Genomic DNA, 24636 nt, shown 5'->3' on the forward strand with positions numbered 1-24636 from the left:
CCCGCCACGAGGGGCGTGCGAGCACTTTTTGAGTCCGGTCCGTGACCGGACGGCTACCGCGGGGAGTGCCCGGGGGTGTTAGGGCGCCCTACAGGGCCGCGTATCCGCGTTCGCGGAGGGACTGGCCGTACTGCTGGAGGACCCAGAGTTCGTTCTGTACGGCGGCGAGGTGTTCGGGGTCGGCGCGGGGGCCGAGGCGCTGGAGGGTGCCGCGGATCTCGGTGACGCGGTGGTTGACGGCGGCGAGGCGGACGGCGACCAACTGGACGCCGGCGTAGGCCTCGTCGGGGTCGCGGCGGGTGTGCAGTGGCTCGACGGCGAGTTCGGTGACCATGGCGCGGACGGTGTCGTCGGGGGCGGCCTCCCGTACCCGGGGGACGTACGCGCTGTCGTTGGCGCCGGCCGAGGCACCGCCGGCGTCCTCGATGCACTGGCGGACGACGGCGTACGGCGGGGCGGTGAACTCGTCGGCGCCGTACGCGTCGAAGGCCGGGGAGACCAGGTCGGGGCGCTGCAGCGCCAGCTTGAGCAGTTCCCGCTCGACGCGGTGGGCGGGGCTGCGGAGGTTGAGCGCCGGGCCGCGCGGGCCGGGTGCGGGGCGGGTCTGCTCGGCGGCGGGCGGCTGGCCGCGGCGCTGCTGGCGGCCCTGGTCGGGGCCGCCGTCACGGCCGCGCTCCCGGGCCCAGCGGGCGAGCTGGGAGACGCGCTTGACCACGAACTGGGTGTCCAGGATGCCGAGCATGCCGGCGAGCTGGACGGCGGACTCGTGCTGGATGGAGCTGTTCTTGATGTTGGCGACGATGGGGGCGGCCTCGTCGAGGGCTGCGGCGCGGCCGACGGTGGTGTCGAGGTTGTGCCGGGAGACGACATGGCGCAGCGCGAACTCGAAGAGCGGGGTGCGGGCCTCGACGAGGTCGGCGACGGCCGCGTCGCCCTTGGCGAGCCGCAGGTCGCAGGGGTCCATCCCGCCGGGGGTGATGGCGATGGAGGTCTCGGCGGCGAACTTCTGGTCGTCCTCGAAGGCGCGCAGGGCGGCCTTCTGGCCCGCGGCGTCGCCGTCGAAGGTGAAGACGACCTCGGAGCCGGCGTTGTCCATCAGGAGGCGGCGGAGGATCTTGATGTGGCCCTCGCCGAAGGCCGTACCGCTGGTGGCGATGGCGGTGGTGACCCCGGCCAGGTGGCAGGCCATCACGTCCGTGTAGCCCTCGACCACGACCGCGCGGTTGGTCTTGGCGATCTCCTTCTTGGCGAGGTCGATGCCGTAGAGGACATGGGACTTGCGGTAGATGGGGGTCTCGGGGGTGTTGAGGTACTTGGGGCCGTTGTCGTCGTCGCGGAGCTTGCGGGCACCGAAGCCGACGACCTCGCCGGCGATATCGCGGATCGGCCACATCAGACGGCCGCGGAAGCGGTCGATGGGGCCGCGGCGGCCCTCCTGGGAGAGCCCGGCGAGGATCAGCTCCTGGTCGCTGAAGCGGCGGCCGCGCAGGAAGCGGGTGAGGTGGTCCCAGCCCGCCGGGCTGTAGCCGACGCCGAAATGCTGGGCGGCGGCCTGGTCGAAGCCGCGCTCGGCGAGGAACTTGCGGGCGATCTCGGCCTCGGGGCTGTCGAGCTGCTCGACGTAGTACTGGGCGGCGGCCTTGTGGGCCTCCACCAGGCGGGTGCGCTCGCCCTGCTGGCGGCCGGGGGTGTAGCCGCCCTCCTCGTAGCGCAGGGTGATCCCGGCCTGGGAGGCGAGGCGCTCGATGGTCTCGGCGAAGGAGAGGTGGTCGAGCTTCATGACGAAGTCGACGGTGTCGCCGCCCTCCTGGCAGCCGAAGCAGTGGTAGAGCCCCTTGGCCGGGCTGACGTGGAAGGACGGGGACTTCTCGTCGTGGAAGGGGCACAAGCCCTTGAGGTTGCCGCCGCCGGCGTTGCGGAGCTGGAGATACTCGGACACGACGGCGTCGATCGGGACCGCGTCCCGCACCGCCTTCACATCGTCATCGTTGATCCGTCCTGCCACGCGTGAATTCTACGGCCGGGGTCGGACAGTTCCGGCCGCAGGCGGCGGGTGGGGGGTGACGGGCGCTCGGGGGCCGGGGACCGGGAGCGCGAGGCGCCGGGGTGCGGTGATCCGGGGGGTGCGGTGATCGGGCGGGGCTGCGGTGATCGGGCGGGGCTGCGGGGTGTGGCGGTGGAGGAACGGGGGGGCCGGGGACCGGGAGGCCCGGGGCGCGGGGCGGTGGCGAAGCCGGCGGGCTCCCCCCCACCCCCGAACCCACCCCCGCCCCCTCCCCCCGAAGGGGGAGGAGGGGGAGGGGGCGGGGAGCGCACGGAGCGCCCGGAGGGGGCGGGGGTGGGGGGGAGCCCGCCGGAGTGCCCGGAGACCCCAGCCCCCCGTCCCGCCCGAACCCCCCGCCGCTCCCCTACCCCAGCAGCTCCACGAACCGCTCCAGTCCCACGTTGCCGCCCGAGATGATGACGCCGATGCGGGGTGGCAGGGGGGCGAGGCGGCCGGTGAGGAGGGCGGCCAGGGCGCTGGCGCCGCTGGGTTCGGTGACGATCTTGAGGCGTTCGAAGGCGAACCGCATGGCCGCGCGGATCTCGTCGTCGCTGACCAGGGCGACCGAGTCGAGGAGGCGCCGGTTGATCGCGAAGGTCAGCTCGCCGGGGGTGGCGATGGCCTGGCCGTCGGCGATGGTGTGCGGGACGGGGATGGTGACGGGGTGGCCGGCGGCCAGGGAGCGCAGGGTGTCGTCGCCGGCCTCCGGCTCCACGCCGATCATGCGGATACCGGGGACCAGGGCGGTGGCGGCGGTGGCCGAGCCGGCCATCAGCCCGCCGCCGCCGACCGGTGTCAGCAGCGCGTCGAGCGGGCCGGTCTCCTCGATCAGCTCCAGGGCGGCGGTGCCCTGCCCGGCGATGATGTGCGGATGCTCGTACGGCGGGATCAGCGCGAGGCCGCGCTCCTCGGCGAGCTGCCTGCCGAGGGCGACGCGGTCCTCGGTGTAGCGGTCGTAGCGGACGATCTCGGCGCCGTAGCCGGCGGTCGCGTCCGTCTTGGACTTCGGGGAGTCCTCGGGCATCACGATGACGGCGCGGCTGCCCAGCTCACGGGCGGCCAGGGCGACGGCCTGGGCGTGGTTGCCGGAGGAGTAGGCGGCGACTCCACGGGCGAGCTGTTCCGGGGACAGTCGGGAGACGGCGTTGTATGCGCCGCGGAACTTGAAGGCGCCGACCCGCTGGAAGTTCTCGCACTTGAGGTGGACCTCGGCGCCGACGAGGGCGTCCAGGGTGCGGGAGCGCAGCACCGGCGTGCGGTGCGCCACCCCGGCCAGCCGCCGGGCGGCGTCCCGGACGTCGTCGAGGGTGACGGCGTCCGGGGCGTCGGTGCTGCCGGGGCCGGTGGGACCGTCGGTGCTCTGCGTCATACCCGCACGCTACGGGAGCAGCGAGGTCAGCGGAACCTCCGGATCGGCCAGCACCTCGGGGGCCAACGGCGCCCCGGAGCGGATGAGTTGCTGGATGGGTTCGGCGACGTCCCACACGTTGACGTTCATGCCCGCGAGCAGCCGGCCGTCCGCGCCGAGCCAGAAGGCGACGAATTCGCGTTTGGCGACGTCACCGCGGCAGACGACCTGCGCGTACGAGCCGGGCGGGGCGTAGCCGGAGTACTCCATGCCGACGTCGTACTGGTCGGAGAAGAAGTACGGGATGCGGTCGTAGCTGACGTCCTGGCCGAGCATGGCGCGCGCCGCCGCCGGGCCGCCGTTGAGGGCGTTGGCCCAGTGCTCGACGCGCACCCGGCCGTCCAGGAGGGGGTGGTCGGCGGCGGCGACGTCGCCGGCGGCGTAGATGTACGGGTCGGAGGTGCGCAGCGCCGCGTCGACCGCGATGCCGCCGCCGGCCTCCCGGTCGACGAGGTCGAGTCCGGCCTGTTCGGCGAGTGCGGTGCGCGGGGCGGCGCCGATCGCGGCGAGCACGTCATGGGCGGGGTGTTCCTCGCCGTCGTCGGTGCGCACCGCGAGCACCATGCCGTCCTGGCCGACGATCTCGGTGAAGCGGGCGCCGAAGTGGAAGCGGACGCCGTGTTCGCGGTGCAGATCGGCGAAGAGGCCGCCGAGTTCGGGGCCGAGGATGCCGTGCAGCGGGGTGGGGGCGGCCTCGACGACGGTGACCTCGGCGCCGTAGGAGCGGGCGGCGGCGGCGACCTCCAGGCCGATCCAGCCGGCGCCGGCGATGACGAGGTGGCCGTTGTCCCGGCCGAGGGAGGCCAGGACGCCGCGGAGGCGTTCGGCGTGGGCGAGGCGGCGCAGGTGGTGCACGCCGGCCAGGCCGGTGCCGGGGATGTCCAGGCGGCGCGGTTCGGCGCCGGTGGCCAGCAGCAGCTTGTCGTAGGCGATGAGGGTGCCGTCGCCGAGGCGGACGGTCCTGGCCACGGGGTCGAGGCGGACGGCGGGCTGGCCCAGGTGCAGCTCGATGTGTGCCTGGGCGTACCAGGCGGGTTCGTGGACGAAGACGCTGTCGCGCTCTTCCTTGCCGAGCAGGTACCCCTTGGAGAGCGGGGGGCGCTCGTAGGGGTGGTCGCGCTCGTCACAGATGAGGATCACCCGGCCGGTGAATCCTTCCGCGCGGAGCGTCTCCGCGGCCTTCGCCCCGGCCAGGCCACCCCCGACGATGACGAACGTCTGGTGTGCGTCGACCACTTGCTTCCTCCTCGTTGCGGTGCCGTACGTCCGCGTCCGCGTCCGTGAACGCCCCGATGTACCCCCCGGTGTCTCCCCCGTTGATGCTCTCGGTGGCGTCGGGGTTCCCGATCGCCGCCGATCGGGGCCCGTGCGCTGTCGTCAGGCTCGCTGTTCGCTGTTGTCAGGGTGCTCCGTTCGAAACGGCCGGGTTCGAGCGTCCCGCACGGAGCGTGAAGGGGGAAGAGGGGGCTCTCCCCCAGGGTCACCCCTGCCCGGCCCCCCGGTGGCCGGGGCGCCGGGTGAGGCGGGCGTGCAGGGAGCGTGCCGAGGTGTCGGTCAGGGCGGCGATCTGGTCGATGACGGCACGCATCCGGGCGGTGTCGTCCGGTGCCGTGTCGAACAGTGAACGGAACTGTGGATCAAGGCCGTCGGGGGCGCGGGCGAGCAGCGCCTCGGCGAGTTCGGCGATGACGACGCGCTGTTCGGCGCGGAGCGCCTCCTGGTCGGGGCGCTGCATGACGTACCGGTCGGCGACGGCTTTCAAAACGGCGCATTCCAGCCGGGTTTCGGCCGGAACCACCAGCTCCGCCGCGTAACGGGTGAGCCGTCCGTTCCCCCACCGGGCCCGGGTCGCGCCCTCGGCGGCGAGACAGAAGCGGCCGATGAGCTGGCTGGTGGCGTCCTTGAGGCGGGCCTGGGCGAGCGCGGAGCCGTCGTAGCCGTGCGGCCACCACTCCTGCTCCAGGAGGCGGTCCAGTGCCGCGGCCAGCTCCTCGGGTCCGGCGCCGGGCGCATAGCGTTCCCCGGCGACCTCGAAGATCTCGGCGCGTTCGGCGTCGGCGAGCAGGAGGTTGGGGTCGAGGTGCCCGGCGTGCAGGCCGTCCTCGACGTCGTGCACCGAGTACGCCACGTCGTCGGACCAGTCCATGACCTGGGCCTCGAAGCTGCGGGCCGCGTCGGGGGCGCCCTGCCGGAACCACGCGTAGACCGGCGCGTCGTCCGCGTAGACGCCGAACTTGGGGGACGCGGGGTCGGTGGGGTGCCCGCCGCGCAGCCACGGGTACTTGGTGGCCGCGTCGAGGGCGGCGCGGCTGAGGTTGAGCCCGACGCTGACCGCCGAGCCGTCCTGGGCGGGCACGAACCGCTTGGGCTCCAGACGGGCCAACAGCCGCAGTGACTGGGCGTTGCCCTCGAAGCCGCCGCAGGGCGCGGCGACTTCGTTGAGCGTCTGCTCGCCGTTGTGGCCGAAGGGCGGGTGGCCGAGATCGTGTGCCAGGCAGGCGGTCTCGACCAGGTCCGGGTCGCAGCCGAGGGCGGCGCCGAGTTCCCGTCCGACCTGGGCGCACTCCAGGGAGTGGGTCAGCCGGGTGCGCGGGCTGGCGTCCCAGGCGGGGGTGTGCGCGCCGGGGGTGACGACCTGGGTCTTGCCGGCCAGCCGGCGCAGCGCGGCGGAGTGCAGCACCCGGGCGCGGTCGCGCTGGAAGGCGGTGCGGCCCGGCCGTTTGTCGGGCTCGGGGACCCAGCGTTCGAGGTCGGCCGCGGTGTAGCCGGGGAGGGTCGGTGGTGTGGCCGTCATACCGCGACGGTAGCCGCCCGGACGCCCTCGGGACCGTATCCGGTAGGCGCGAGGAGCGCCTGGTCGTAGCGGTGGAGCACGAGTCGGGCCAGTGCGGGGTGGTCGCCCAGGGGCGCGGCGGCGGTCCCGGGAGCGGCAGCCGCGCACTGGGCGGCGAAGCGGCCGGGGGCGGTGAAGCAGCCGGCCACGGCGATCCGGTCGTGGCCCCGGGCGGTCAGCGCGCGGACCGCGTCGGCGATGGTGGCGATCTCAGGGGGGCGACGCGCAGCGTCTCGTGCCGGGGCGGTGGCGGGCGACGGGCGGGCCGCGGAGGCGTAGGCGGGCAGCACGGGGATGCCGCCGAGCCGGTCGGAGAGCTGCTGTGCGGTGCGCTCGGTGTCCCGGGCGGACCGCGGGGCGCGGGAGCCGGCGGCGGCCAGGACCACGGCGGTGCGCGGGGACGGGGTACCGGGGAAGCCGGCCTCCAGCAGTCGGCCGTGCAGCGCCTCGGCGAGGAGCGGGTGCGGTCCGAGGGGCGCGGCGACCCGGCCGGTGAGCAGCGGTGCGGCCGCGAGCGCGGCGGGCAGGTCGTGGGTGACGTGATGGCCGCGGCCGAACAGCAGCGGCACAAGGACGGCGGTGCCGCGCAGCCCGGCGAGGGTGTCGGTGAGCAGCGGCTGGTTCAGCTCGATGTGCCCGAGCCGTACGGGCAGGCCGGGGCGCAGCGCGCGGACCCGGTCGAGCAGGGCGCGGACGGTGGGCAGGGCGCGGGGGTCGCGGCTGCCGTGGGCGACGGCGACGAGGGTGGGGGCCGGTGTCTCCGGGTGCCGGAAGCCGTGCAGCCGGACGCGGCTGAGCTGGGTGCTGAGCTGCGCGGTGATCTCGGCGGCGAGGTTTCCCGTGCCGAGGGGGGCGGGGGACGCGGAGGGCGGGTGCGGTATCGGCGCCGTCATGGACCGAGCCTGGCAGCCGGGCGTTGCCGCCTCGTTTCCCCGCGGCGAACTCCGTGTTCCGTCCGGCTGCCATCGGCCCGTGCCCCGGTGGCAGGACGGGCGGCCGGACCGGCGGCGGGGGTGTCTCAGCGGTCGTGGACGACGAGGAATCCCCGGCGGGGGCTCACCTTGAGCGGGAACTCACCCCGTTCTGATCGAACCAAGCCCCCTGGGCTCAAGGGAGTTGGGAAGGCAGGGGGTGGCACCGGGGGTTCTGCCGGGGCCGTGAGAGCGGTCGGTGAACGGCGAACCGGGCGCTCCCGTTGGGAGCGCCCGGCGTGGTCCCGGCCGGCTGTGGGTCAGCAGGTGTGCACGCTGTCCCGTGCCTCAGGCGGCCTACCCCTGGTGTGCCTCGACCTCCCGCAGGTAGCGCTCGCGGGTCGGCTCGTCGAGGAAGGAGGCGTGGAAGGAGTTCCGGGCGAGGGTGCGCAGGGTTTCCCGGTCGAGGGCGAGGGCGTCGCGGACGGCGGTGAAGTTGTCGTCGGCGTAGCCGCCGAAGTAGGCGGGGTCGTCGGAGTTGACGGTCACCAGCAGACCGGCGTCCAGCATCGCGGGCAGCGGGTGGTCGGCGAGGTCGTCGATGACCCGCAGCCGGACGTTGGACAGCGGGCAGACGGTGAGCGGCACCTGGTCGGCCACCAGGCGGGCCACCAGCCGCTCGTCCTCCAGGGACCGCACCCCGTGGTCGACGCGGTCCACGCCGAGGACGTCCAGGGCCTCCCACACGTACGCCGGGGGCCCCTCCTCCCCCGCGTGCGCCACGCACTTGAGGCCGGCCTCCCGCGCCAGCGCGAAGACCTCCTTGAACTTCGACGGCGGGTGCCCGACCTCGGCCGAGTCCAGGCCGACGGCGGTGATCCGGTCGAAGAAGGGGCGGGCCGCCTCGAAGGTCGCCAGGGCGGACTCGGCGCTCTCGTCGCGCAGGAAGCACATGATCAGGCGGGTGCTGATGCCGTAGGTCTCCGGGGCGCTGTCCAGGGCGCGGGCCAGGCCGTTGATGACGGTGCCGATCGGGACGCCGCGCGCGGTGTGCGCCTGCGGGTCGAAGAAGATCTCGGCGTGCCGTACGCCCTGCTCCTTGGCGCGGGCGAGATAGGCGTGGGCGAGGTCGGCGAAGTCGTCCTCGGTGCGCAGCACGGCCATCAGGGCGTAGTAGAGGTTCAGGAAGGACTGGAGGTCGGCGAAGGAGTAGGCGCGGCGCAGCTCGTCCTCGGTGGCGTAGGGCAGTTCGACGCCGTTGCGCGCGGCGAGCGCGAAGGCCAGCTCGGGCTCCAGCGTGCCCTCGATGTGCAGATGCAGCTCCGCCTTGGGCAGCGGTTCGTGGGCAGTTGCGGCGGAGGGGGAGGACGGGGAGGAAGCCACGCGGTCACACCTGTTCTGCGGTACGGGAAGGGGCCTCGGTACGGGAGGGAGCCCGGGGTCCGAGGAGTCGTCCAGGTTAGCCGGGGCGGGGGCCGGTGCCGTGGCGGCGCCCGGGGCGGACCGGGTGCCGTTCCCGGCAGGGGTCCGCGCCGGTCAGCCGGCCGCCGCGCGCGAGGCCGGCCAGTCGCCGCCCGCGAGGGGGGTGCCGGTGGCGCGCAGCCGGGCGGCGAGCGGTCCGGCCGCCAGGTAGACCCAGGCCCGTACGGTCCTGCCGTCCGGGCACACGGCCTCGGTGGCCACCCGCTCGTAGTGGTTCCGCGGATCGCCGGGCGTATAGCCCTCCAGCCGGTCGAGGAGCGTGCACACCTCGTCGTAGTCGGTGTCGCGGGGCCGGATCAGGGCGCCGTGCACCACCGCGTCGGCGGGCCCGGCCGTCGCGTAGGGGTATCCGGGGCCGTCGTAGAGCAGCGCGCCGCCGATGCGGGCCGGTTCCTCGGCCGCGGTCCGGCCGCCCAGCGTCGGGCCGTAGTTGACCTCGCCGGGCCGCAGCGTCCCGTAGACGAAGAACGGCAGCCGCTCGGTTCCGTGGGTCATGGTGGTGCGTTCCTCTCCGGACGGCGTGTGCTCCCCCTGCCACGATGCCAGGCCGCCGCTGCAACCATCACGGCGCGTCCGGCGTCGCAGCCTGCGAGGTCGACCGCGAGCGGCGCGGTCGGGAACGGGGGCGGGATGCGCGGGCCGGTACCGGGGGCGTGGCAGCGGATACGGAGCGGGGTGCGCCGGCTGCGGCTGCCGCGGACCCGGCGGGGGCAGCGGCGGGCCTTCCAGGCCGTGGTGGCGCTGACGGTGCTGGCGCTGGCGCCCGCGACCTGGATGAACGCGACCGCCGGGCCCCGGGTGCACGGTGTGGCGGACTCCCCGGCCGCCCCGGTGGCCCTCGTCTTCGGCGCGGGCCTGTGGAACGGCAAGCCGTCGCCGTACCTCGCCCACCGGCTGGACGCGGCCGCCGCGCTGTACGAGCGGGGCACGGTCCGGGCGGTCCTGGTGACCGGCGACAACAGCCGGAGCGACTACGACGAGCCGGACGCGATGCGCGCCTATCTGCTGCGGCACGGTGTCCCGGGGCGCCGGATCGTCAGCGACTACGCGGGCTTCGACACCTGGGACTCCTGCAGCCGTGCCCGCCGGATCTTCGGTGTGAACCGGGCCGTGCTGGTCAGTCAGGGCTTCCACATCCGGCGCGCGCTGGCACTGTGCACTGCGGCCGGGGTCGACTCCTCCGGCGTCGCGGTGGCCGCGAAGCGCGATGTGACCTGGGCGTACGGCGGTGTCCGGGAGATCCTCGCGGCCGGGAAGGCGGCGGCGGACGCGCTGCTGCGGCCCGATCCGCAGTTCCTCGGGCCGCAGGAGAAGGGGGTGACGGAGGCGCTGGCGGACGCCCGTTAGCGCCTCCGTCCCCGGGTCACTTCTCGGCCGCGCGGGCGTAGAGGCTGAGGATCTTCGACCCGAAGTACGGGCTGTAGGAGATCCGGTCGGCGTCCGGGCCCTTCGGGCCGCCGCCGTTGAGGCCGCCGATGACCCCGATGACCCGGCCGGTGCCGCTGTCCTCGTCGAAGTCGCTCAGCCAGGGGCTGCCGGAGGTGCCGCCGTAGAACCCGCCGCACTCCATGCGCAGTTCACGGGTGCCGCTCAGCCGGCCGGTGTGGGTGGCGCAGCGTACGGCCCGGTCCTCCGGGTCGTTGCGGACGTTCGGGTAGCCGATGACGGTGACGTCGTTGGTGTAACCGGGCGTCGGGGAGAGGGTGTTGCCGCCGGTGACCTCCTCCAGGGTGTCGCCGTCCTCGCCGGAGGCGACGGTGGCGAAGGCGAAGTCGAGGTCCGCTCCGGCGCCGCTGGTGCCGCGGCCGGGGTAGGCGAAGGTCCGCTCGATCGCCCACACGCCGTACGGCTGGGAGCTCGCGCCGGAACGATACTGCGGGACGAACGCGGCACGGGTTCCCGGATTGCAGTGCCCGGCGGTGAGGATCAGGTTGCCGTGCGGGCTGTGCACCACGCTCGCGGTGCAGTGGTGCGCCTCGGCGTCCCCGTCGACGGAGAACAGCACCCCGACGGACGGGATGCCGTCGAAGTGCCGGGCGGTGCGTCCGGCGCGGGCCGCTGCGGCGGTCCCCTTCGGTGCGGCGGACCGGGTCGAGGGGGTGGACGGGGTGGCGGCGGGCTCGGCCGGGGTGTCGCTGCCGGCCGGGGCGGCGCCCGCCATGCGGTCGGGCGTCCAGTAGGCGGCGGCGTCCCGGCTGGTCCAGGCGTCGTCGGCGGCCGGGGTGGGGTCACCGGCGCTCGGGGCCGCGCGCCGGGCCTCGTTGACGGCGTGGCCGACGGAGGCGGTGGCCAGGCACACCGTCACTCCGGCCACGGCCGTCGCGGCCTTGATCCAGCGCTTCCGGTGGGGCCGCGCCCGCCCCGCTCGCCGCGTGGCGCCGCGTTCCGTGGTGTCGCGCTTCATGTCAGCTCGTCTCCTCTGCGACCCAGGACAGATAGCCGGCGCCACCACGGGTGACGGGGGTGGCGATGATCTCGGGGGTGTCGTAGTCGTGCGCGTCGAGGAGGTAGGACTCCAGCGCCTCGTAGCGCGCCTGGGCCGTCTTGAACAGCACCTGCCACTCCTGACTGGCCTCGACCGCGTCGTCCCAGCGGAAGACCGAGGTGACCGGCGCGCTGATCTGCGCGCAGGCGGCGAGTCTGCCCTCGATCGCGCCGCGCGCCAGCTTCCGGGCCTTGGTCTCGCTGTCGATGGTCGTCATGACGGTCAGGAATCCGGTCGGCCGCCCGGTGGGGTCGGGCGGGCCGTTGAGGGCAGTGGGGTCGGCCACGGGTGCGCATCCTTCACGGTGGGGGGCGGAGGGGAACGTACGGGACGGTGGGACCGCGCCGGCCGAGCGGGCTCGGCCGACGGCACGGGACCGCATCGTACGGACCCTGATGATCATCCCGGAAGAGACGGGCCCGCTGCCGCGCTCCCCGGTTGCGTCCCCCCGTGCACCGGCAACGATGGAAAGGGCAGCCCAGCCGCCGGTCCGTACGCGAAAGGCCAGCATCATGGACGATCTCGATGCGCTCGCCCGCCAGCAGCTCGACGAGGCCAGGGCCTCCGCGCACGGGCGCAGCGCCCGCCTCTTCGTGCACGACGACCGGTTGCGGCAGACCGTGATCGCCCTGGTCGCGGGCGTCTCGCTGGACGAACACAACGCGCCCCCGGCGGCCAGCCTGCAGGTCCTGCGGGGCCGGGTCCGGCTGACCGGGGCGGGCGGCGGCCAGGAACTGACGATCGGTCAGGTCATCACGACGCCGCGCGAACGGCACGGCCTGCTGGCCCTGGAGGACTCCGCGGTGCTTCTGACAGCGGTCACGGAGATCGCGGCCGGGGCCCGGCCCGCGGCCCTGGCGGGGACGGACCGGCGGTAGATCCCGGCGGGCCGACGACAGGAGCCCCCAGGGCTGGACAGCCATGAAATTCTGAGTCTTCATATTTTTCTGAATCTTGAGTACTCTCCATGTCATGACCAGTCCGCGTACCGAACGGCATCCCGAACCTCCCGACCCGCGCCCCAAGGTGCGGCTGACCGAGGAGAAGGAGACCCTCCTCGCCACGCTCTACGGCCGCGCGGTCGACAGCCGCGCCCCGCGGCCGATCCTCGGCGACACCACGGCCGCCGAGACGGTGGAGCGGCTCGACTACGACTTCGGCAGGATGCGGCTGAGCCCCGGCAACGCCGCCGGAGTCGCGCTGCGCGCCCGGCAGTTGGACGTCTGGACCGCGCGTTTCCTCGCCCGGCACGAGGAGGCGACGGTGCTGCATCTGGGCTGCGGCCTCGACAGCCGCGTCCACCGCCTCGACCCCGGACCGGGGGTGCGGTGGTTCGACATCGACTACCCCGAAGTCATCGCCCTGCGGCGGCAGCTCTACCCGGAGCGCGCCGGCTACACGACCGTCCCGTCGTCCGTGACCGACCCGGCGTGGGTGGCGCAGATCCCCCCGGACCGGCCGACGATGATCGTGGCCGAGGGGCTGCTGATGTATCTGACCGAGGCGGACGGCACCGCGCTGCTGCGGCGGCTGATGGACCGCGTGCCGGGCGGTGAGCTGGCCTTCGACGCCTTCAGCAGGTTCGCGATCCGCGTCCAGTGGCTCAACCGCGTCGTGGTGAAGGCCGGTGCGCGGCTCCACTGGGGCACGGACACCGCGGGCATCGCGGCGCTGAGCCCGAAGCTGGAGATCGTCGAGAACCTCAGCGCCATGGAGATCCCTGGCATCGAGAAGCTGCCGGCGGGCAACCGGACGGCGGCCCGGGTGTCGGCGAAGCTGCCCGCCGTGCGGGACATGGCGCGGATGTACCTCTGCCGGTTCTGAGCGGCCCGGCGGCGTCGGCCGTCCCTCGCGACCGGCCCTCCGGCGGCTGCCCGACCCTCCGTCGCGTCAGGCCGCCAGCCACTGGTCGTAGCCCAGCTTGCACAGCAGCGCGACGACCACGACCACCAGCACCCCGCGCACGAATCCGGCACCGCGCTTGAGCGCCATCCGGGCGCCCACCATGCCGCCGGTGAAGTTGAACAGCGCGAGCAGGGCGCCGAGTTGCCACAGCACGGTGCCCTGGATCGCGAACATCGTCAGCGCACCGATGTTGGTGCAGACGTTGACGACCTTGGACGTGGCGGAGGCGGTGACCAGGTCCATGTGCAGCACCGCGGCGAGCGCGATGACCAGGAACGCACCGGTCCCGGGCCCGATCAGCCCGTCATAGAAGCCGATCCCCAGGCCCGCGATCAGGACGGCCGCCAGCACACGCCGGCGGGAGACCGGACCCGAGGGCGCGGGCGCGGTCCCGAAGGCCGGCCGGAGCAGGATGAACGCCAGCACGCCCAGCAGCACGGCCATGATCAGCGGGCGCAGCACCTCGCTGTTGATCCCGGCCGCGAAGAACGCCCCGGCCAGCGAACCGGCGACCGCGGCGAGGCCGATGCGCAGCGCGGTCCGTACGTCGATCGGAGCCCGGCGGACGTAGGTGACCGCGGCCGCGGTGGTGCCCACGATGGCGGTGGACTTGTTGGTCCCCAGCACGAAGGCGACCGGGGTGTGCGGCAGACCGACGAGCAGCGCGGGAAGCAGCAGCAGCCCGCCACCGCCCACCACGGCGTCGATCCAGCCCGCCGCGAGCGCGGCCAGGCAGAGCAGGGTCAGCGTGAACAGCGATATGTCAGCAGGCACCGGACGATCTTATGGACCGTTGGCCGCCCCTTCAGGGCCGTCCCGTAAAAGTCCTTTGGTTCCCTGTTCCGGTGTCGCGCAGGGCCGTGCGCGTCCTGCGAACCGGCCCGCAGGCTTGTGGAAACGCGCTGAGCCCGCACATCTCCTGGTTGATGTGCGGGCTCGATGGCCGGCTGCCTCAGAGGTCGCCTTGCAGGTAGGCGCGGGCTGCCGCCATGACGTCCTTGAAACGGTCGTCGGTAATGGCCTGCAGCGGAGCGTCGTCCTCCAGCTGCGGGTTCATGCCGATCATCCAGGCTCTGGCGGTGTGACAGTTCTCCGCATGCTGGATGAGCTGGAAGACCTGGTAGGCGGTGCGCAGGCGGACTTCGGATTCAAATCGTGGGGTGCTCTGCTCCTTGCACCACTTGCCGACCTGCTTGGCATCTTCGATGCCGGCGATGTGCGCGGTGACGCGCTGGCTGAAATTCTCCTGCAGGAAGCGTGCGATGTCGGCGATGGTCTGTCGCGCGGTGTCGCGGTGCGCTCGGGCTTCGGCTGCGGCCTCTCGCTGGATCTGCATGGTCTCCTCGTTTCCTCGCTGCTGCGCTGACGAGCGTGAGCTGAGGACGTGCGCCTGGGGCGCGATGTGAAGGCTGGCGTGTGCTCTGGCGTGCTGTGAAGGTCAGCCGGGATGGCCGGCTATGGACGTGACACAGCTCCAAGAGCGTCCGCTGGGCGTCGTCGCGGCAGCGGATGCCGTGGCCGCAGCCTGGAGGAGGGGGGAGAGGTTTCCCAGGGGAACCGGTGAGTCGTCACTGCCGCTGGGCGGCGATCCTGATAAGCGGATCACTGGCGTCTTCAACATAGCTACTCCCGTGTGGTGTTGAGAGGAGGGTACCCGTCGGCATGCCATCTACTCCACAGCTTTCCCGCCTAAAAACCCCCCTAAAGCCCACCTGCCGTCACCCCGGCTCACCTCTGAACAGCGGTTTCCAGACGGAGCTGTGTCAGGAGAGGTGACGGAACGTCCGGCATCGCGCCGGGCGTCCGCCCCCGAATGGGTGACCCGCGGGCGGCCAGACGCACCGCAGCGGGTCAGTGAACGGTCAGCCCGTACTCCCGGGCCACCTCTTGCAGCTCGTGGGACTCGGCCAGAACCGGCCGTCGTTCGACCTCCGCCAGGCCGGCGTCACTGAGGATCGCCCAGCACCTGCGCCCGCCGTAATGGGAGCGGTAGGCGATGCCCTGCGCGAGCCGGTGGCCGGCGGCATTGCGCTGGGCAACGCTCCAGGCCGCGATCTGCCGGGTGATCCGGCGGTCACTGCCGTGGACATGGTCGTCCGTCAGGGGCCCGCGGACGCCCAGCTCGCTCAGTTCGCTGTGCAGCGCCTCGGCGAGGACCTCGCGCGTCTCTTCGGCATCGATGTCGAGGAAGCGCACTTCCTGCGGCACGGCCAGGCGGACGAGGATGCGCTCCGTGCGCCAGCTGGAGGCGACGTGTCCGGCTGCCATGAAGTCGGTCTTCACGCTCCATTTGTCATCCAGGAGCCGGCGCCACTTGGGGTGGACACGGAAGTGCGCGAGGGCCTCCGCGAAGCATCCCGTCTGGTCACTGCAGCAGTAGAGGGTGCCATAGCTGAAGAGGCTGAACCGGCCCGCGGAGGAGCCTGCCATGGTCTCGGGTTCGAGCTGATTGCACCGAAGGGGGTCGGCGGCCCGCCCCAGTCGCCACACGCCCCGCGGGGGAGCCGGGACGAGAGCGACCGGCGGCACCGGGTGGGTGGTCACTGTGAAGACCCCCCGTCAGTGATCGCGGCCAGGCTCACCCGGCACGTCGTAGGCGCAGGGCAGGCCGCGGGCGACGGGGAAGGAGGTAAGGCAGAGTTCACAAGTCCTCGCTGGCGGTACGGGGTGGCTGCCGGCACGGGCCCGGCAGAGCTCCGCCCCGCGGCGGGTGCCGGCATGAGTCGATCATTTTCTCGCAGATGCGGCCGGCCTGTGACGGATTCACGCCGTCCCCCGAGGGCGCATCCCCGGAGCGCGGGGGCGCGCGGCCAGCGCACACGGGTCAGAGCAGCTCGTGGTCAAGACGAAAGACCATGGTGCCCGCCCCTCCGGTGGCCGTGATGACGGTGGTGGGGCCGAGAGCGCGCGGATCGGTGCGCGAGGCCAGCGAGGACAGCGAACGTCCGACGGCGATCTGCAGCAGAACCACATCCAAGGTGACGTCCCACAGATGAATCGCGCTTCGCCCGGCCGCGGCCACCACCGTGCGTTTGCCGGGGTGGGGAAAGCTCGTGACGGCGGTGAGGGGACCGTCGCCGAAATCACGGTGCGCCACGGCCTTGGTGGGATGCCCGGAACGGATGTCCCAGACCTTGACGGTGCCGTCCTGGCCGGCGGTGGCCAGCTGCGCCGCCGCGGCGCCGCCCGCGGCAGGGACGAAGGCGAGGGCATTGACGTTGTGCTGCGCACACCGGATGGCGTCACGGTGGGAGGTGCGGCGGAGCGGGTCCCACAGGCGTGCGGTGCCGTCGCTGCCCCCGGAGGCCAGGAGCGGTCCGTCGGACGTCTGGGCCGAGGCCAGGGCCCGCACGCTGAACTTGTGGTCGTCGAAGACCGCCAGGGCCTGTTCCGTCTCCAGGTCCCACAGGCGCACGCTGCCGTCGCCACTGGCGCTGGCCAGAATCGTCCGGTCGGGCAGCGGGACCGTTTCGAGAGCCAGCACCGGTGCGTAATGGCCCGTCAGGTGCCGTGTGCCGGCGGAGCCTTTCGGCCCGGCGGGATCGGTCAAGCGGATGGAGTTGTCGCTCATCGCCGCGGCCAGCAGCAGCTGCGCATCGTTCTGAATCCAGGTCAGCGCGGTGACACCACCGTCCTTCCACAGGGTCCGCCGGTCGCCGGTGCGGATGTTGAACAGGCGCGTGGTGGCCCCCGACGCGACCGCGAAGAACGGCGGGGGCTCCGGCGCGGGGGTATCGGCCAGAGCCGCGGCCGTCACGGGGCGCCATCGCGGTCGTGGCGGCCGGGCCGCTTCGGCCGCCAGGAGCCAGCTGCGCAGCGTGTGGTCGGCGCCTGCGGTGATCAGGCGGGTGCCGGACTGCCCGGGGAGCAGGGCCATCGCGTTGATCGCCGCGGTGTGGCCGCGCAGCGGGTCCCCGACCGGCAGGGCGGTGGTGGTGTTCCACCGTCGCACGGTGCCGTCCGTGCTGGCGGAGAGGAGGAGTGGCTGCCCGTCGACGGTGACCGCGGACAGTTTCGACAGGGCGTCGCCAGGAGGGACAGCCGCCCGGGCCGCTTCCCGGGACGGGCGGGCCGTGTCATACAGGGTGAGGTTGCCGGCTTCGTCGCCCACGGCATAGCGGCCCGGCTCCTGCAGGGCCGCGAGGGCGCGTACGCGGCTGCCCTGGCGCGCGTGGATGAAGGTGGCTCGGCCGTCGAAGACACTGATCGTCTCGCCTTGGGCACACAGCAACAGGGGCGCGGTATCGCGCTGGTGGACGGTGGCCAGGAGAACCGGGGCATTGTCCCGGCTGGGCAGGGGGAGGTCCACAGGGCGGTAGGTCTCGGCGTCGAGCACGGCGATGTAGCCGTCGCTGTGAGCGGCGAGAAGTACGTGGCGGTCGCGGGGCGGGCGGTAGAGGGCCAGCGAGGTGACCCAGGTGCGGGGGCGGCGGTGGACAGTCGCCAGGCGGCGGTTGTGGTGGATGTCGAGGACGGCGACGGTGCCGTCGGTGCCGGCGGTGGCCAGGCGGCCGGGGCCGAGTGGCAGGAGGTGGGTGACGGCTCCCTCGTGCATGTTCAGGGGCGTCGCGGCCGCGGTGCCGTCCTTGCGCCACATCCGTACGACGCCGTGGTCGTCGCCGCTGACCAGGGCGCCCTCGCCGGGGGTGGTGACCGCGGCCAGGGAGGTGACGGCGGTGTCGGTGATGGACCACACGTTGTCAGGCGGTGAGCAGTCGCTCCACAGGGCGGTGACCCGTGAGCCGGACAGCTCGGCCGCGCGGGCGGCGGGGGCGGAGGCCGGTGTGCGTCGGCAGGTGGCGGCGTGGTGGGCGAGGTGCAGGCTCGTCAGCCGCGAGGCGGGAGTGATGTCCCGGGCGAAGGGTTCGAGGGCCGCCCAGGTCTGCAGCCATTCCTGTCGCTGGTGCGGGACATCCTGACAGTGCAGCAGACGCCGCACGGAGGCGCTGGTGTCCCAGGCCAGCAGCGCGGGCGGCACATGGACGTCGTCGAGGACCTGGCCTCGGGCGGCGTGCTGAGCGAGGTGACGGCTGAGGTAGGGGTGGGGCGGAACACCTGGAGTGTCGGTGACGAGGCCGGCCAGCGCGGCGGCGATCCGGCGGTGGATGTCGGTGGGTTCGCCGCCGCCGAGCGGTGCGTTCACGGTGTCTCTCCGTACAGCAGTTGTTCCACGTCCGGGTCCCGGAGTGTCCGGGCGACCACTTCGTGCGCAGGCCGGTAGACGCGTCGGTTGTCCTCGACGCCCCACGCCAGGTAGCCGGCGAGCCTGCTCTCGAGAAGTTTCTTGATCATGGTGTCGGGGTTCTCCACGGGGCGCTGAAGAATCGCCGAGGCCATGGCGGGCCAGATGTCCGACCAGGGGACACCACCGCCTTGCGCCCAGGCACTGGCCCGCAGCAGCGCCAGTGCCACATCGGCAGGCAGCCTCTCGCCGTCCTCCCCCTCCTTCTCCGCCTCCAGCAGCATCAGGTCGCGCCGCAGCAGGCCGGTCGTGCCGGCTCGCACCGTCGTCCGCCACTGCTCGGTGGCCACCTCGGCCTCCGGGTCCTTGACGGCACGCAGTTGCTCCCCTGCGAGGCGGGCATCGGCGAACGACGGCCAGACCTCCGACGCGACCGCCTCCGACGCCTTCTCCGCTCCCGGATGGTCGCCGTCGTCGCAGATCAGGGCGTGGACGTAGGCGGCGATGTCGTTCTGACTGGAGCTGTCGTCGGTGCGTGCACTCCGGCAGCCCGGGAAGACCTGCAGGAGACTTTCCAGGAGGCCGTCGGCTTCGGCCTCGGCGCCGGAGACGCGCCGTGGAGGGTCGGGCAGGCCGCTGCGAACGCCGATGAGCAGGCGGAGGGCCGGTGGCCCCGGCTCAGGTGTGCGGGGGCCGGGGAGGCGCGGTGCGGGGGCCGGCTGAGCAGGCCGGCACAGCGGGCTCAGCGGGTCGAGGACGCTGTGGATGATGCGGTGCGGTTCGTGCGCCTCGTCCAGGCCGTCGAGGACGATCGTGACCGGTTCACGGCAGGTGCTCACATACGTGGTGAGCTGCTGCGTCCACAAGGGGACCGGGTCGTCGGACTCCTCGGGAGTCCGGGGCGTGCGCGGCGCCTGGCCCAGTCCGGTCAGCAGGTCGTGAACGACGTCGGCGGGGCCGCGGTGGCGTGCCAGTACGGCGGTGGTGACCGAGCAGGGCGGAGGCACGGTGCCGGCGGGAGCGGAGGCGACGGCCTGTGCGTAGGTGGCGTCGCGTAAGAAGCGGGGGTCGCTGAGTGTCACCGCCCGGGCGAGGATCGCCGACTTGCCGCTGCCGGTGGTGCCGGTGAGCAGCAGGACGCCGGCTCCGGTGGTGGCCAGGAAACCGGCGACCTGCCGGTTGAGGTCCTCGCGGCCGCTGAAGTACCAGCCGCTGTCATCGTCCTGCGTGCGGCCGGTCGCCCGGTCGAGCCAGTAGTCGTCGGCGTCCGTGGCCACCTGCTCCCGGCCGGCGCCCACAAGTTGGCGCACGGGCCGGTAGCCCGGGTTGGGCAGGCACGGGCTGGGCGCGGTCTGGCCGTTGCCGATCACCCGGCGAAGCTGGTGCAGCTCCCGCTGGTCAGCGGTTGCCAGCTCCCGTTCGACCTCCGCCATCAGCTCCGCGACCGTCAGATACGGGGCGGTGATCTGCGACGTGGTGCGCAGACGCTGGAAGACGCCCCTCATCAGGGATGGAAAGCGACGGACCTGAACCGGCTGGTCGTGGCCGCAGGTGACCAGGACGTCGAGCTGGCAAGCGCGCCGCCGCCCCCGCCCGATCTCGGTGTGGAGAAGGCCGAGTTCGGCCGCGAGCTGCCCGGCGTAACAGGTGTTCACGATCACCAGGACGTTCTCCACATGGCTGTCGAGCGCCGCCATGACGATGTCGGACGTCCGCACCGCCGTGGCCAGGACCCTGCCCTTCTGCGTCCCGGGAAGCTTCAGGAAGTGGATGCGCGAACCGCTGGAGATCCCGTGCCCGGTGACGAACAGCACCAGGGCCTTACCGGTCATCTCCCGGACCTGATGGTCCTCCAGGAAGTCCTCGATGTCGCGGCGCTGCTTGAGTTCGGGGGCCGGTATGTGAAGAAAGGGCGCCGGTGCTCCGTCGGCCGGCCACCATTGCCGCACCACGTCCAGCTGTTCGTCGATGCCGGCGGTGAACTCCGCGTCGTCGTCCTCGTAATCGCGGACCGCCACAGTGAGCAACGTGCGCCGCTCCGCAACCGGAGCACCAGTGATGCCATTTTGGCTCATCTCGGCCGCTGTGTTCTGCACTCCTTTAGTGTTCCAGCCATGACGCAGCCCTCGCAGTCAAACATCCCAGGCAAGAACCCGCAGCCCTACCGCCTGCCGCAGACGTTACGCAACATCACACTCGATGCCGTCGTCGTCGTTCCGGGCATCATGGGCAGCGAGCTCTACGACAACCGGACGGGCACCGTGCTGTGGGGCATCGCGGACCCCGGCTGGCTCTCGAAAGCCTGGCTGTCCGACTCCGGCCTGACCCCGCTGCACCTCACCGAGGACGAGCAGCTCGGCCGCACCGACCGCGTCACCGCCCGCCGACTGCTGCGGACTCCCGCCTGGAGCCCGTTCCTGCGCGGCATCGAGCCCTACCACGACCTGCTCGCGGCCATCAGCACGTGCGTCGCCCACCCCGACGCCGTCCTCCCCTTCCCCTACGACTGGCGGCTGTCCGTCGCCACCAACGCCCGGCGTCTCGCCAACGACGCCCGACAGCACCTCACTCGATGGCGCGATCACGACGCGCACCAGGCCGCCCGCCGCCACACCGACGACGAACGCCCCACGCGCCTGGTCTTCATCGCCCACTCCATGGGCGGCCTGATCACCCACGCCGCCCTCACCCTCGGCCACGACAACGACCTCATCGACGACACCCGCGGCGTCATGACGCTGGGCACCCCCTTCCACGGCTCCGTCCTCGCCGCCCAGATCCTCAATACCGGCCAGGGCTCGCCCATTCCCCTGCCCCACAGCCGACTGCGCGCCCTGGCCGCCGCCATGCCCGGCGTCCACGACCTGCTCCCCCGCTTCCCCTGCCTCGACGAAGGCCTCGACGTCCGCCGCCTGACCCCCACCGATGTCGCGGACCTCGGCGGCGACAAAGACCTCGCCACCGCGTCCCAGGCCTTCCACGACCGGCAAAGCGCTCATCCCCTGCCCCGTCACCGCGCCGTCGCCGGAATCCGCCAGCCCACCCTCCAGTCCCTGACCCTGGACAACGGACAGGTGACCGCCCTCCACCACCGCTTCGCACACCACGCCGACGGGGAACTCCGCCGCGACGTCCACGGCGTCCCCCTGCGCTTCGAGGGGGACGGCGATGGCACCGTCCACCGGCAGTCCGCGGTCCTGGCACCCGGCGCCATGCCCATCGCCCTGCAGCACGGAGCCCTTGCCCAGGGTGAAGCGGCCCTCCAGACAGTCACCGATTTCCTCGTCCACGACGAGACCTTCGGCCCCGACCAGGCGGACGGCGGCCTCGGGCTGGAACTGCCCGACTACGTCACCGCCCGCACCGAGTGGGACATCCATCTCACCGGCACCGACGACCCGGCCGGCATCGACTGCACCGTCACCGGCGTCGACACCGCGCACCAGCGCGACGCGAGACTCCACGCCACCGACGACGAGACCCTCACCGCCCGTGTCTCCGTACCCGAACCCGGCCTCTACCGGATCACCGTGCGGTCACCCACCACCCCCGCCCTCACCCAACTGGTGCTCGCCGGACCGGACACCCCACTGTTGCCGGAAGCTGAATAGCGTCGCCGGAGACAGTCCGAACGGGCGTACGCGCAGGGGCCGTTCCCCGCGGGCGGGGGAAGCACAGGTCTTAGACTCCGGACGCATGGATACGGAAACCCTCTGGGCCGATGTGGCGATCGGCGGCGAACTCCCGGTCCGGCGGCTCGGGTTCGGGACCGGCGGGCTCGTCGGGCCCGGCTACTGGGGTCCGCGGCACGACGATCCGCAGCGTTCCACGGCCCTGTTGCGCCGCGCCGTCGAGTGCGGGGTCACGCTGATCGACACCGCCGACAACTACGGCCCGGACGTGGCCGAGGAGTTGGTGGCGCGCGCCCTGTACCCCTATCCGGACGGGGTGGTGATCGCGACGAAGGGAGGCGTGGTCCGCACCGGGCCGGACGTCTGGCACCTCGCGGGGCGCCCGGAGCAGCTGCGTGCCATGTGTGAGGCGAGCCTGCGCCGTCTGCGTACCGACACCCTCGACCTGTACCAGCTGCACCGGCTCGACCCGGACGTGCCGATGGCCGACCAGCTGGGCGCGCTGCTGGACCTCCGGCAGGAGGGCAAGATCCGGCACATCGGTCTGGACTCCGTCGACACGGACGAGCTGGCCCGGGCCCGGGAGATCGCCCCCGTCGCGTCCGTGCAGAACCGCTACAACCTGCTGGACCGCGCGGCCGAGGACGTGCTGGCGCTGTGCGAGAGGGAGGGCATCGCGTTCCTGCCGTGGTTCCCGCTGGGGAACGGTGCCCTGGCCGGCGACGCGGGCGCCGCACTCACCGCGGTCGCCGCCCGGCACGGCGCGACCACCGGCCAGATCGCCCTCGCCTGGCTCCTGCACCACTCCCCCGTCCTGCTCCCCACCCCCGGTACGGGCTCACCCGCCCACCTCGACGAGAACCTCGCGGCGGGCCGGATCGCCCTCACGGAGGAGGACGTGACGCAGCTGGACGCGTTGGCGTAGGGCCCGTTGGGACGCGGGACGGTTGGGACGCGGGACCGTTGGGACGCGGCCCGGCCCGCGGTCCTCAGCGCGCCGTGCCGGGCGGAGTCGGCATCGTGGCGACCGGTATCGATGCCGTCCCGGCCGGTGCCGAGGTCGCGCCGCCCGGTGATGCTGCCGTTCCGGCCCGTGCCGGTGTCGTGCCGAGCGGTTTCGATGCCGTGCTGACCAGCGTTACGGAGCCGCTCGGCTGCTCGGGGACGTTGTATCCGGCCGGTGTCCGGTCAGGGGAGACCGGGGCGGTCGGGGTGATCGTGCGGGACACCAGGGTGGCGGTGAGCGCGCTCGCTCCCACCAGGCAGGCGGCGAGCTGACGGCGGGCCCACACGGTGACGGCCGGGACGGTGTGCGGTTTGCGGTGTCGGGCCATGGGGTGACTTCCTTGCGGGTCGGGCGGTGGGGGTGGTGGGGGGCGGTGATTGGGGACGGCCCGCCGGTGGGTCCGGCGAGGGGGCTCAGAAGGTGAACTGCTCGGAGTGGATGCGGTCGGCCGGCACCCCGGCCCGTTCCAGGGCGGCGACCGCGGCCGTGGACATGCCGGGCGGGCCGCACAGATAGACGTCGTGCTGCGCCAGGTCCGGAACGAGGTTGCGCAGGGCCTGCGGCGCCAGCGGATCGAAGGAGCCGTCGGACGGGCCGAGGAGGTAGTGCAGCGCCGCGCCACGGGCCGCGGCGATCCCCTCCAGCTCCTCCCGCAGCACCAACTGGGCGGCGTTGCCCGCCCGGTAGAGGAGCGTGAGATCCCCCGGCTCACCCGGCAGGGTCTCGAAGAGCGCACGCATCGGCGTGATCCCGACGCCGCCGGCGAGCAGCAGCACCTTGCGCCGGGTCCGCCGGTGTGCGGTCATGGCGCCGAACGGGCCGGTGGCCAGCACCCGTACGCCCGGCCGCAGCCGGCGAATCCGGCGGGTGTGGTCGCCGCACGCCTTCACGGTGATCCGGAGGGTGTCGTCGCGCACGGGCGCGGAGAGCGAGAAGGGCAGGGCGGTCCGCCACAGCCGCCGGGACAGGAACCGCCAGCGGAAGAACTGCCCCGGCTCGGCCCGCAGTGCGTCCAGCCCCAGGCCCTGCATGACGACCGAGACCACGTCCGGCCCCTCGACCCGCACCTCGGTCACCCGCAGGCTGTGCCGCAGCGCCTGGCGCGCGGGGACGACCAGGCGGTACCAGACCAGCAGGGTGCCGACGGTGGTGTGCAGCAGCGTCCACAGCCAGGCGGCGAACGGGCCGCCGGCCAGATCCGGTCCGGCGAGCTGGTGGGCGAAGGCGAGGGCGGCGCCCACATAGGTCAGCAGATGGACGGCGCGCCAGGTCTCATGGCGTACCCGGCGGCGGGCCGTACGGGCCGAGGTGACGCCGACGGCGGCGAGCAGCGCGGTGCCGACGGCGGCCGCGGCCAGGCCCGGGTAGCCCATCAGGTCGACGGTGGCGTCGAAGACGTCGGTACCGGTGTGGACGGCGTAGCCGCACAGCGCGAAGAGGGTGTGGGCGAAGCACAGGGTGAGGACATGGCGGCCGCCGAGGGCGTGCCAGCGGGCCAGCCGGTCGGCGCCGACGCCGTGTTCGATGGCCGGGACCCGGGCCATCAGCAGCAGCATCACCAGGATTCCGTAGCCCGCGAGCAGTCCGGTGAGGTGGGCCAGGGTGGCGAACAGCGCGTCGAGCCGCACCGAGGGCTCGGCCTGCGCCAGCCACAGGCCGACGATCACCACCGCACCGAGGCCCAGCACCCGCAGCAACGCCATCGGCGAGAGGCGCAGCGGAGGCGCGGGCACGGGCGCCCTACGGGG

Annotated in this window: 21 protein-coding genes; 5 read left to right on the top strand and 16 right to left on the bottom strand. The window is 73.0% G+C overall.

What is annotated here, in order from left to right; all coding sequences use genetic code 11:
• Positions 1 to 88: 88 nt before the first annotated feature.
• The 7 genes from dnaG to ACWC9R_RS02065 form a co-directional block, all read right to left on the bottom strand.
• Positions 89 to 2005, bottom strand: a complete 1917-nt coding sequence (gene dnaG, locus ACWC9R_RS02035) for a DNA primase (protein ID WP_450728091.1) — start codon at positions 2003 to 2005, stop codon at positions 89 to 91.
• Positions 2006 to 2408: 403 nt separating this feature from the next.
• Complete coding sequence (locus ACWC9R_RS02040; RefSeq protein ID WP_450728093.1) at positions 2409 to 3413, bottom strand: pyridoxal-phosphate dependent enzyme; 1005 nt, start codon at positions 3411 to 3413, stop codon at positions 2409 to 2411.
• Between the two features lie 9 nt (positions 3414 to 3422).
• Positions 3423 to 4688, bottom strand: coding sequence for an NAD(P)/FAD-dependent oxidoreductase (locus ACWC9R_RS02045; protein WP_450728095.1), 1266 nt, complete (start codon positions 4686 to 4688; stop codon positions 3423 to 3425).
• Between the two features lie 244 nt (positions 4689 to 4932).
• A complete protein-coding gene (locus tag ACWC9R_RS02050) occupies positions 4933 to 6246 on the bottom strand; it encodes a deoxyguanosinetriphosphate triphosphohydrolase (protein WP_450728097.1) in 1314 nt (437 codons plus the stop codon).
• A complete protein-coding gene (locus ACWC9R_RS02055) occupies positions 6243 to 7178 on the bottom strand; it encodes a sirohydrochlorin chelatase (protein ID WP_450728099.1) in 936 nt (311 codons plus the stop codon). The genes ACWC9R_RS02050 and ACWC9R_RS02055 overlap by 4 nt, the downstream gene beginning before the upstream one ends.
• A 375-nt stretch (positions 7179 to 7553) precedes the next feature.
• Entirely contained in the window at positions 7554 to 8579 is a 1026-nt protein-coding gene (locus ACWC9R_RS02060; protein ID WP_450728101.1) for an adenosine deaminase, read from the bottom strand.
• A gap of 153 nt (positions 8580 to 8732) precedes the next feature.
• On the bottom strand, positions 8733 to 9173 hold the full coding sequence (locus ACWC9R_RS02065; RefSeq protein WP_450728103.1) for a gamma-glutamylcyclotransferase family protein: 441 nt from the start codon (positions 9171 to 9173) through the stop codon (positions 8733 to 8735).
• 135 nt (positions 9174 to 9308) lie between these two features.
• Here ACWC9R_RS02065 and ACWC9R_RS02070 point away from each other — a divergent pair, with 135 nt between their 5' ends.
• Complete coding sequence (locus tag ACWC9R_RS02070; RefSeq protein ID WP_450728105.1) at positions 9309 to 10025, top strand: SanA/YdcF family protein; 717 nt, start codon at positions 9309 to 9311, stop codon at positions 10023 to 10025.
• Positions 10026 to 10041: 16 nt separating this feature from the next.
• Here the strand turns inward: ACWC9R_RS02070 and ACWC9R_RS02075 are convergent, their stop codons facing one another.
• Positions 10042 to 11082, bottom strand: a complete 1041-nt coding sequence (locus ACWC9R_RS02075; RefSeq protein ID WP_450728107.1) for a trypsin-like serine peptidase — start codon at positions 11080 to 11082, stop codon at positions 10042 to 10044.
• Position 11083: 1 nt separating this feature from the next.
• Positions 11084 to 11449 (bottom strand): divalent-cation tolerance protein CutA, encoded by a 366-nt coding sequence (gene cutA / locus ACWC9R_RS02080; protein WP_450728109.1) that lies wholly within the window; start codon positions 11447 to 11449, stop codon positions 11084 to 11086.
• A gap of 226 nt (positions 11450 to 11675) precedes the next feature.
• On the opposite strand from cutA, the gene ACWC9R_RS02085 reads away from it, so the two are divergent.
• Both ACWC9R_RS02085 and ACWC9R_RS02090 read left to right on the top strand, forming a co-directional pair.
• On the top strand, positions 11676 to 12041 hold the full coding sequence (locus ACWC9R_RS02085) for a cupin (protein WP_450728111.1): 366 nt from the start codon (positions 11676 to 11678) through the stop codon (positions 12039 to 12041).
• A gap of 94 nt (positions 12042 to 12135) precedes the next feature.
• Complete coding sequence (locus ACWC9R_RS02090) at positions 12136 to 12987, top strand: class I SAM-dependent methyltransferase (protein WP_450728113.1); 852 nt, start codon at positions 12136 to 12138, stop codon at positions 12985 to 12987.
• 66 nt (positions 12988 to 13053) lie between these two features.
• Here the strand turns inward: ACWC9R_RS02090 and ACWC9R_RS02095 are convergent, their stop codons facing one another.
• The 5 genes from ACWC9R_RS02095 to ACWC9R_RS02115 all read right to left on the bottom strand — a co-directional run bounded on the left by ACWC9R_RS02095 (position 13054) and on the right by ACWC9R_RS02115 (position 20268).
• Positions 13054 to 13842 (bottom strand): sulfite exporter TauE/SafE family protein, encoded by a 789-nt coding sequence (locus ACWC9R_RS02095; RefSeq protein ID WP_450728115.1) that lies wholly within the window; start codon positions 13840 to 13842, stop codon positions 13054 to 13056.
• A gap of 178 nt (positions 13843 to 14020) precedes the next feature.
• Complete coding sequence (locus tag ACWC9R_RS02100) at positions 14021 to 14404, bottom strand: XRE family transcriptional regulator (RefSeq protein WP_450728117.1); 384 nt, start codon at positions 14402 to 14404, stop codon at positions 14021 to 14023.
• Positions 14405 to 14919: 515 nt separating this feature from the next.
• Positions 14920 to 15612, bottom strand: a complete 693-nt coding sequence (locus tag ACWC9R_RS02105) for an RES domain-containing protein (protein WP_450728119.1) — start codon at positions 15610 to 15612, stop codon at positions 14920 to 14922.
• 280 nt (positions 15613 to 15892) lie between these two features.
• Entirely contained in the window at positions 15893 to 18211 is a 2319-nt protein-coding gene (locus ACWC9R_RS02110; protein WP_450728121.1) for a WD40 repeat domain-containing protein, read from the bottom strand.
• On the bottom strand, positions 18208 to 20268 hold the full coding sequence (locus ACWC9R_RS02115) for an AAA family ATPase (RefSeq protein WP_450728123.1): 2061 nt from the start codon (positions 20266 to 20268) through the stop codon (positions 18208 to 18210). The genes ACWC9R_RS02110 and ACWC9R_RS02115 overlap by 4 nt, the downstream gene beginning before the upstream one ends.
• A 96-nt stretch (positions 20269 to 20364) precedes the next feature.
• On the opposite strand from ACWC9R_RS02115, the gene ACWC9R_RS02120 reads away from it, so the two are divergent.
• Positions 20365 to 21861: a lipase/acyltransferase domain-containing protein gene (locus ACWC9R_RS02120; protein ID WP_450728125.1), complete on the top strand. Its 1497-nt coding sequence runs from the start codon at positions 20365 to 20367 to the stop codon at positions 21859 to 21861.
• Positions 21862 to 21946: 85 nt separating this feature from the next.
• The gene (locus ACWC9R_RS02125) at positions 21947 to 22807 is read left to right on the top strand and encodes an aldo/keto reductase (protein ID WP_450728127.1); all 861 of its coding nucleotides are present in this window, start codon (positions 21947 to 21949) and stop codon (positions 22805 to 22807) included.
• A 64-nt stretch (positions 22808 to 22871) separates the two neighbouring features.
• Here the strand turns inward: ACWC9R_RS02125 and ACWC9R_RS02130 are convergent, their stop codons facing one another.
• Both ACWC9R_RS02130 and ACWC9R_RS02135 read right to left on the bottom strand, forming a co-directional pair.
• Positions 22872 to 23216, bottom strand: a complete 345-nt coding sequence (locus ACWC9R_RS02130; RefSeq protein ID WP_450728129.1) for a hypothetical protein — start codon at positions 23214 to 23216, stop codon at positions 22872 to 22874.
• An 85-nt stretch (positions 23217 to 23301) separates the two neighbouring features.
• A complete protein-coding gene (locus ACWC9R_RS02135; RefSeq protein ID WP_450728279.1) occupies positions 23302 to 24591 on the bottom strand; it encodes a ferredoxin reductase family protein in 1290 nt (429 codons plus the stop codon).
• Positions 24592 to 24636 lie beyond the last annotated feature (45 nt).

The sequence above is a fragment of the Streptomyces sp. NPDC001219 genome (assembly GCF_053597915.1).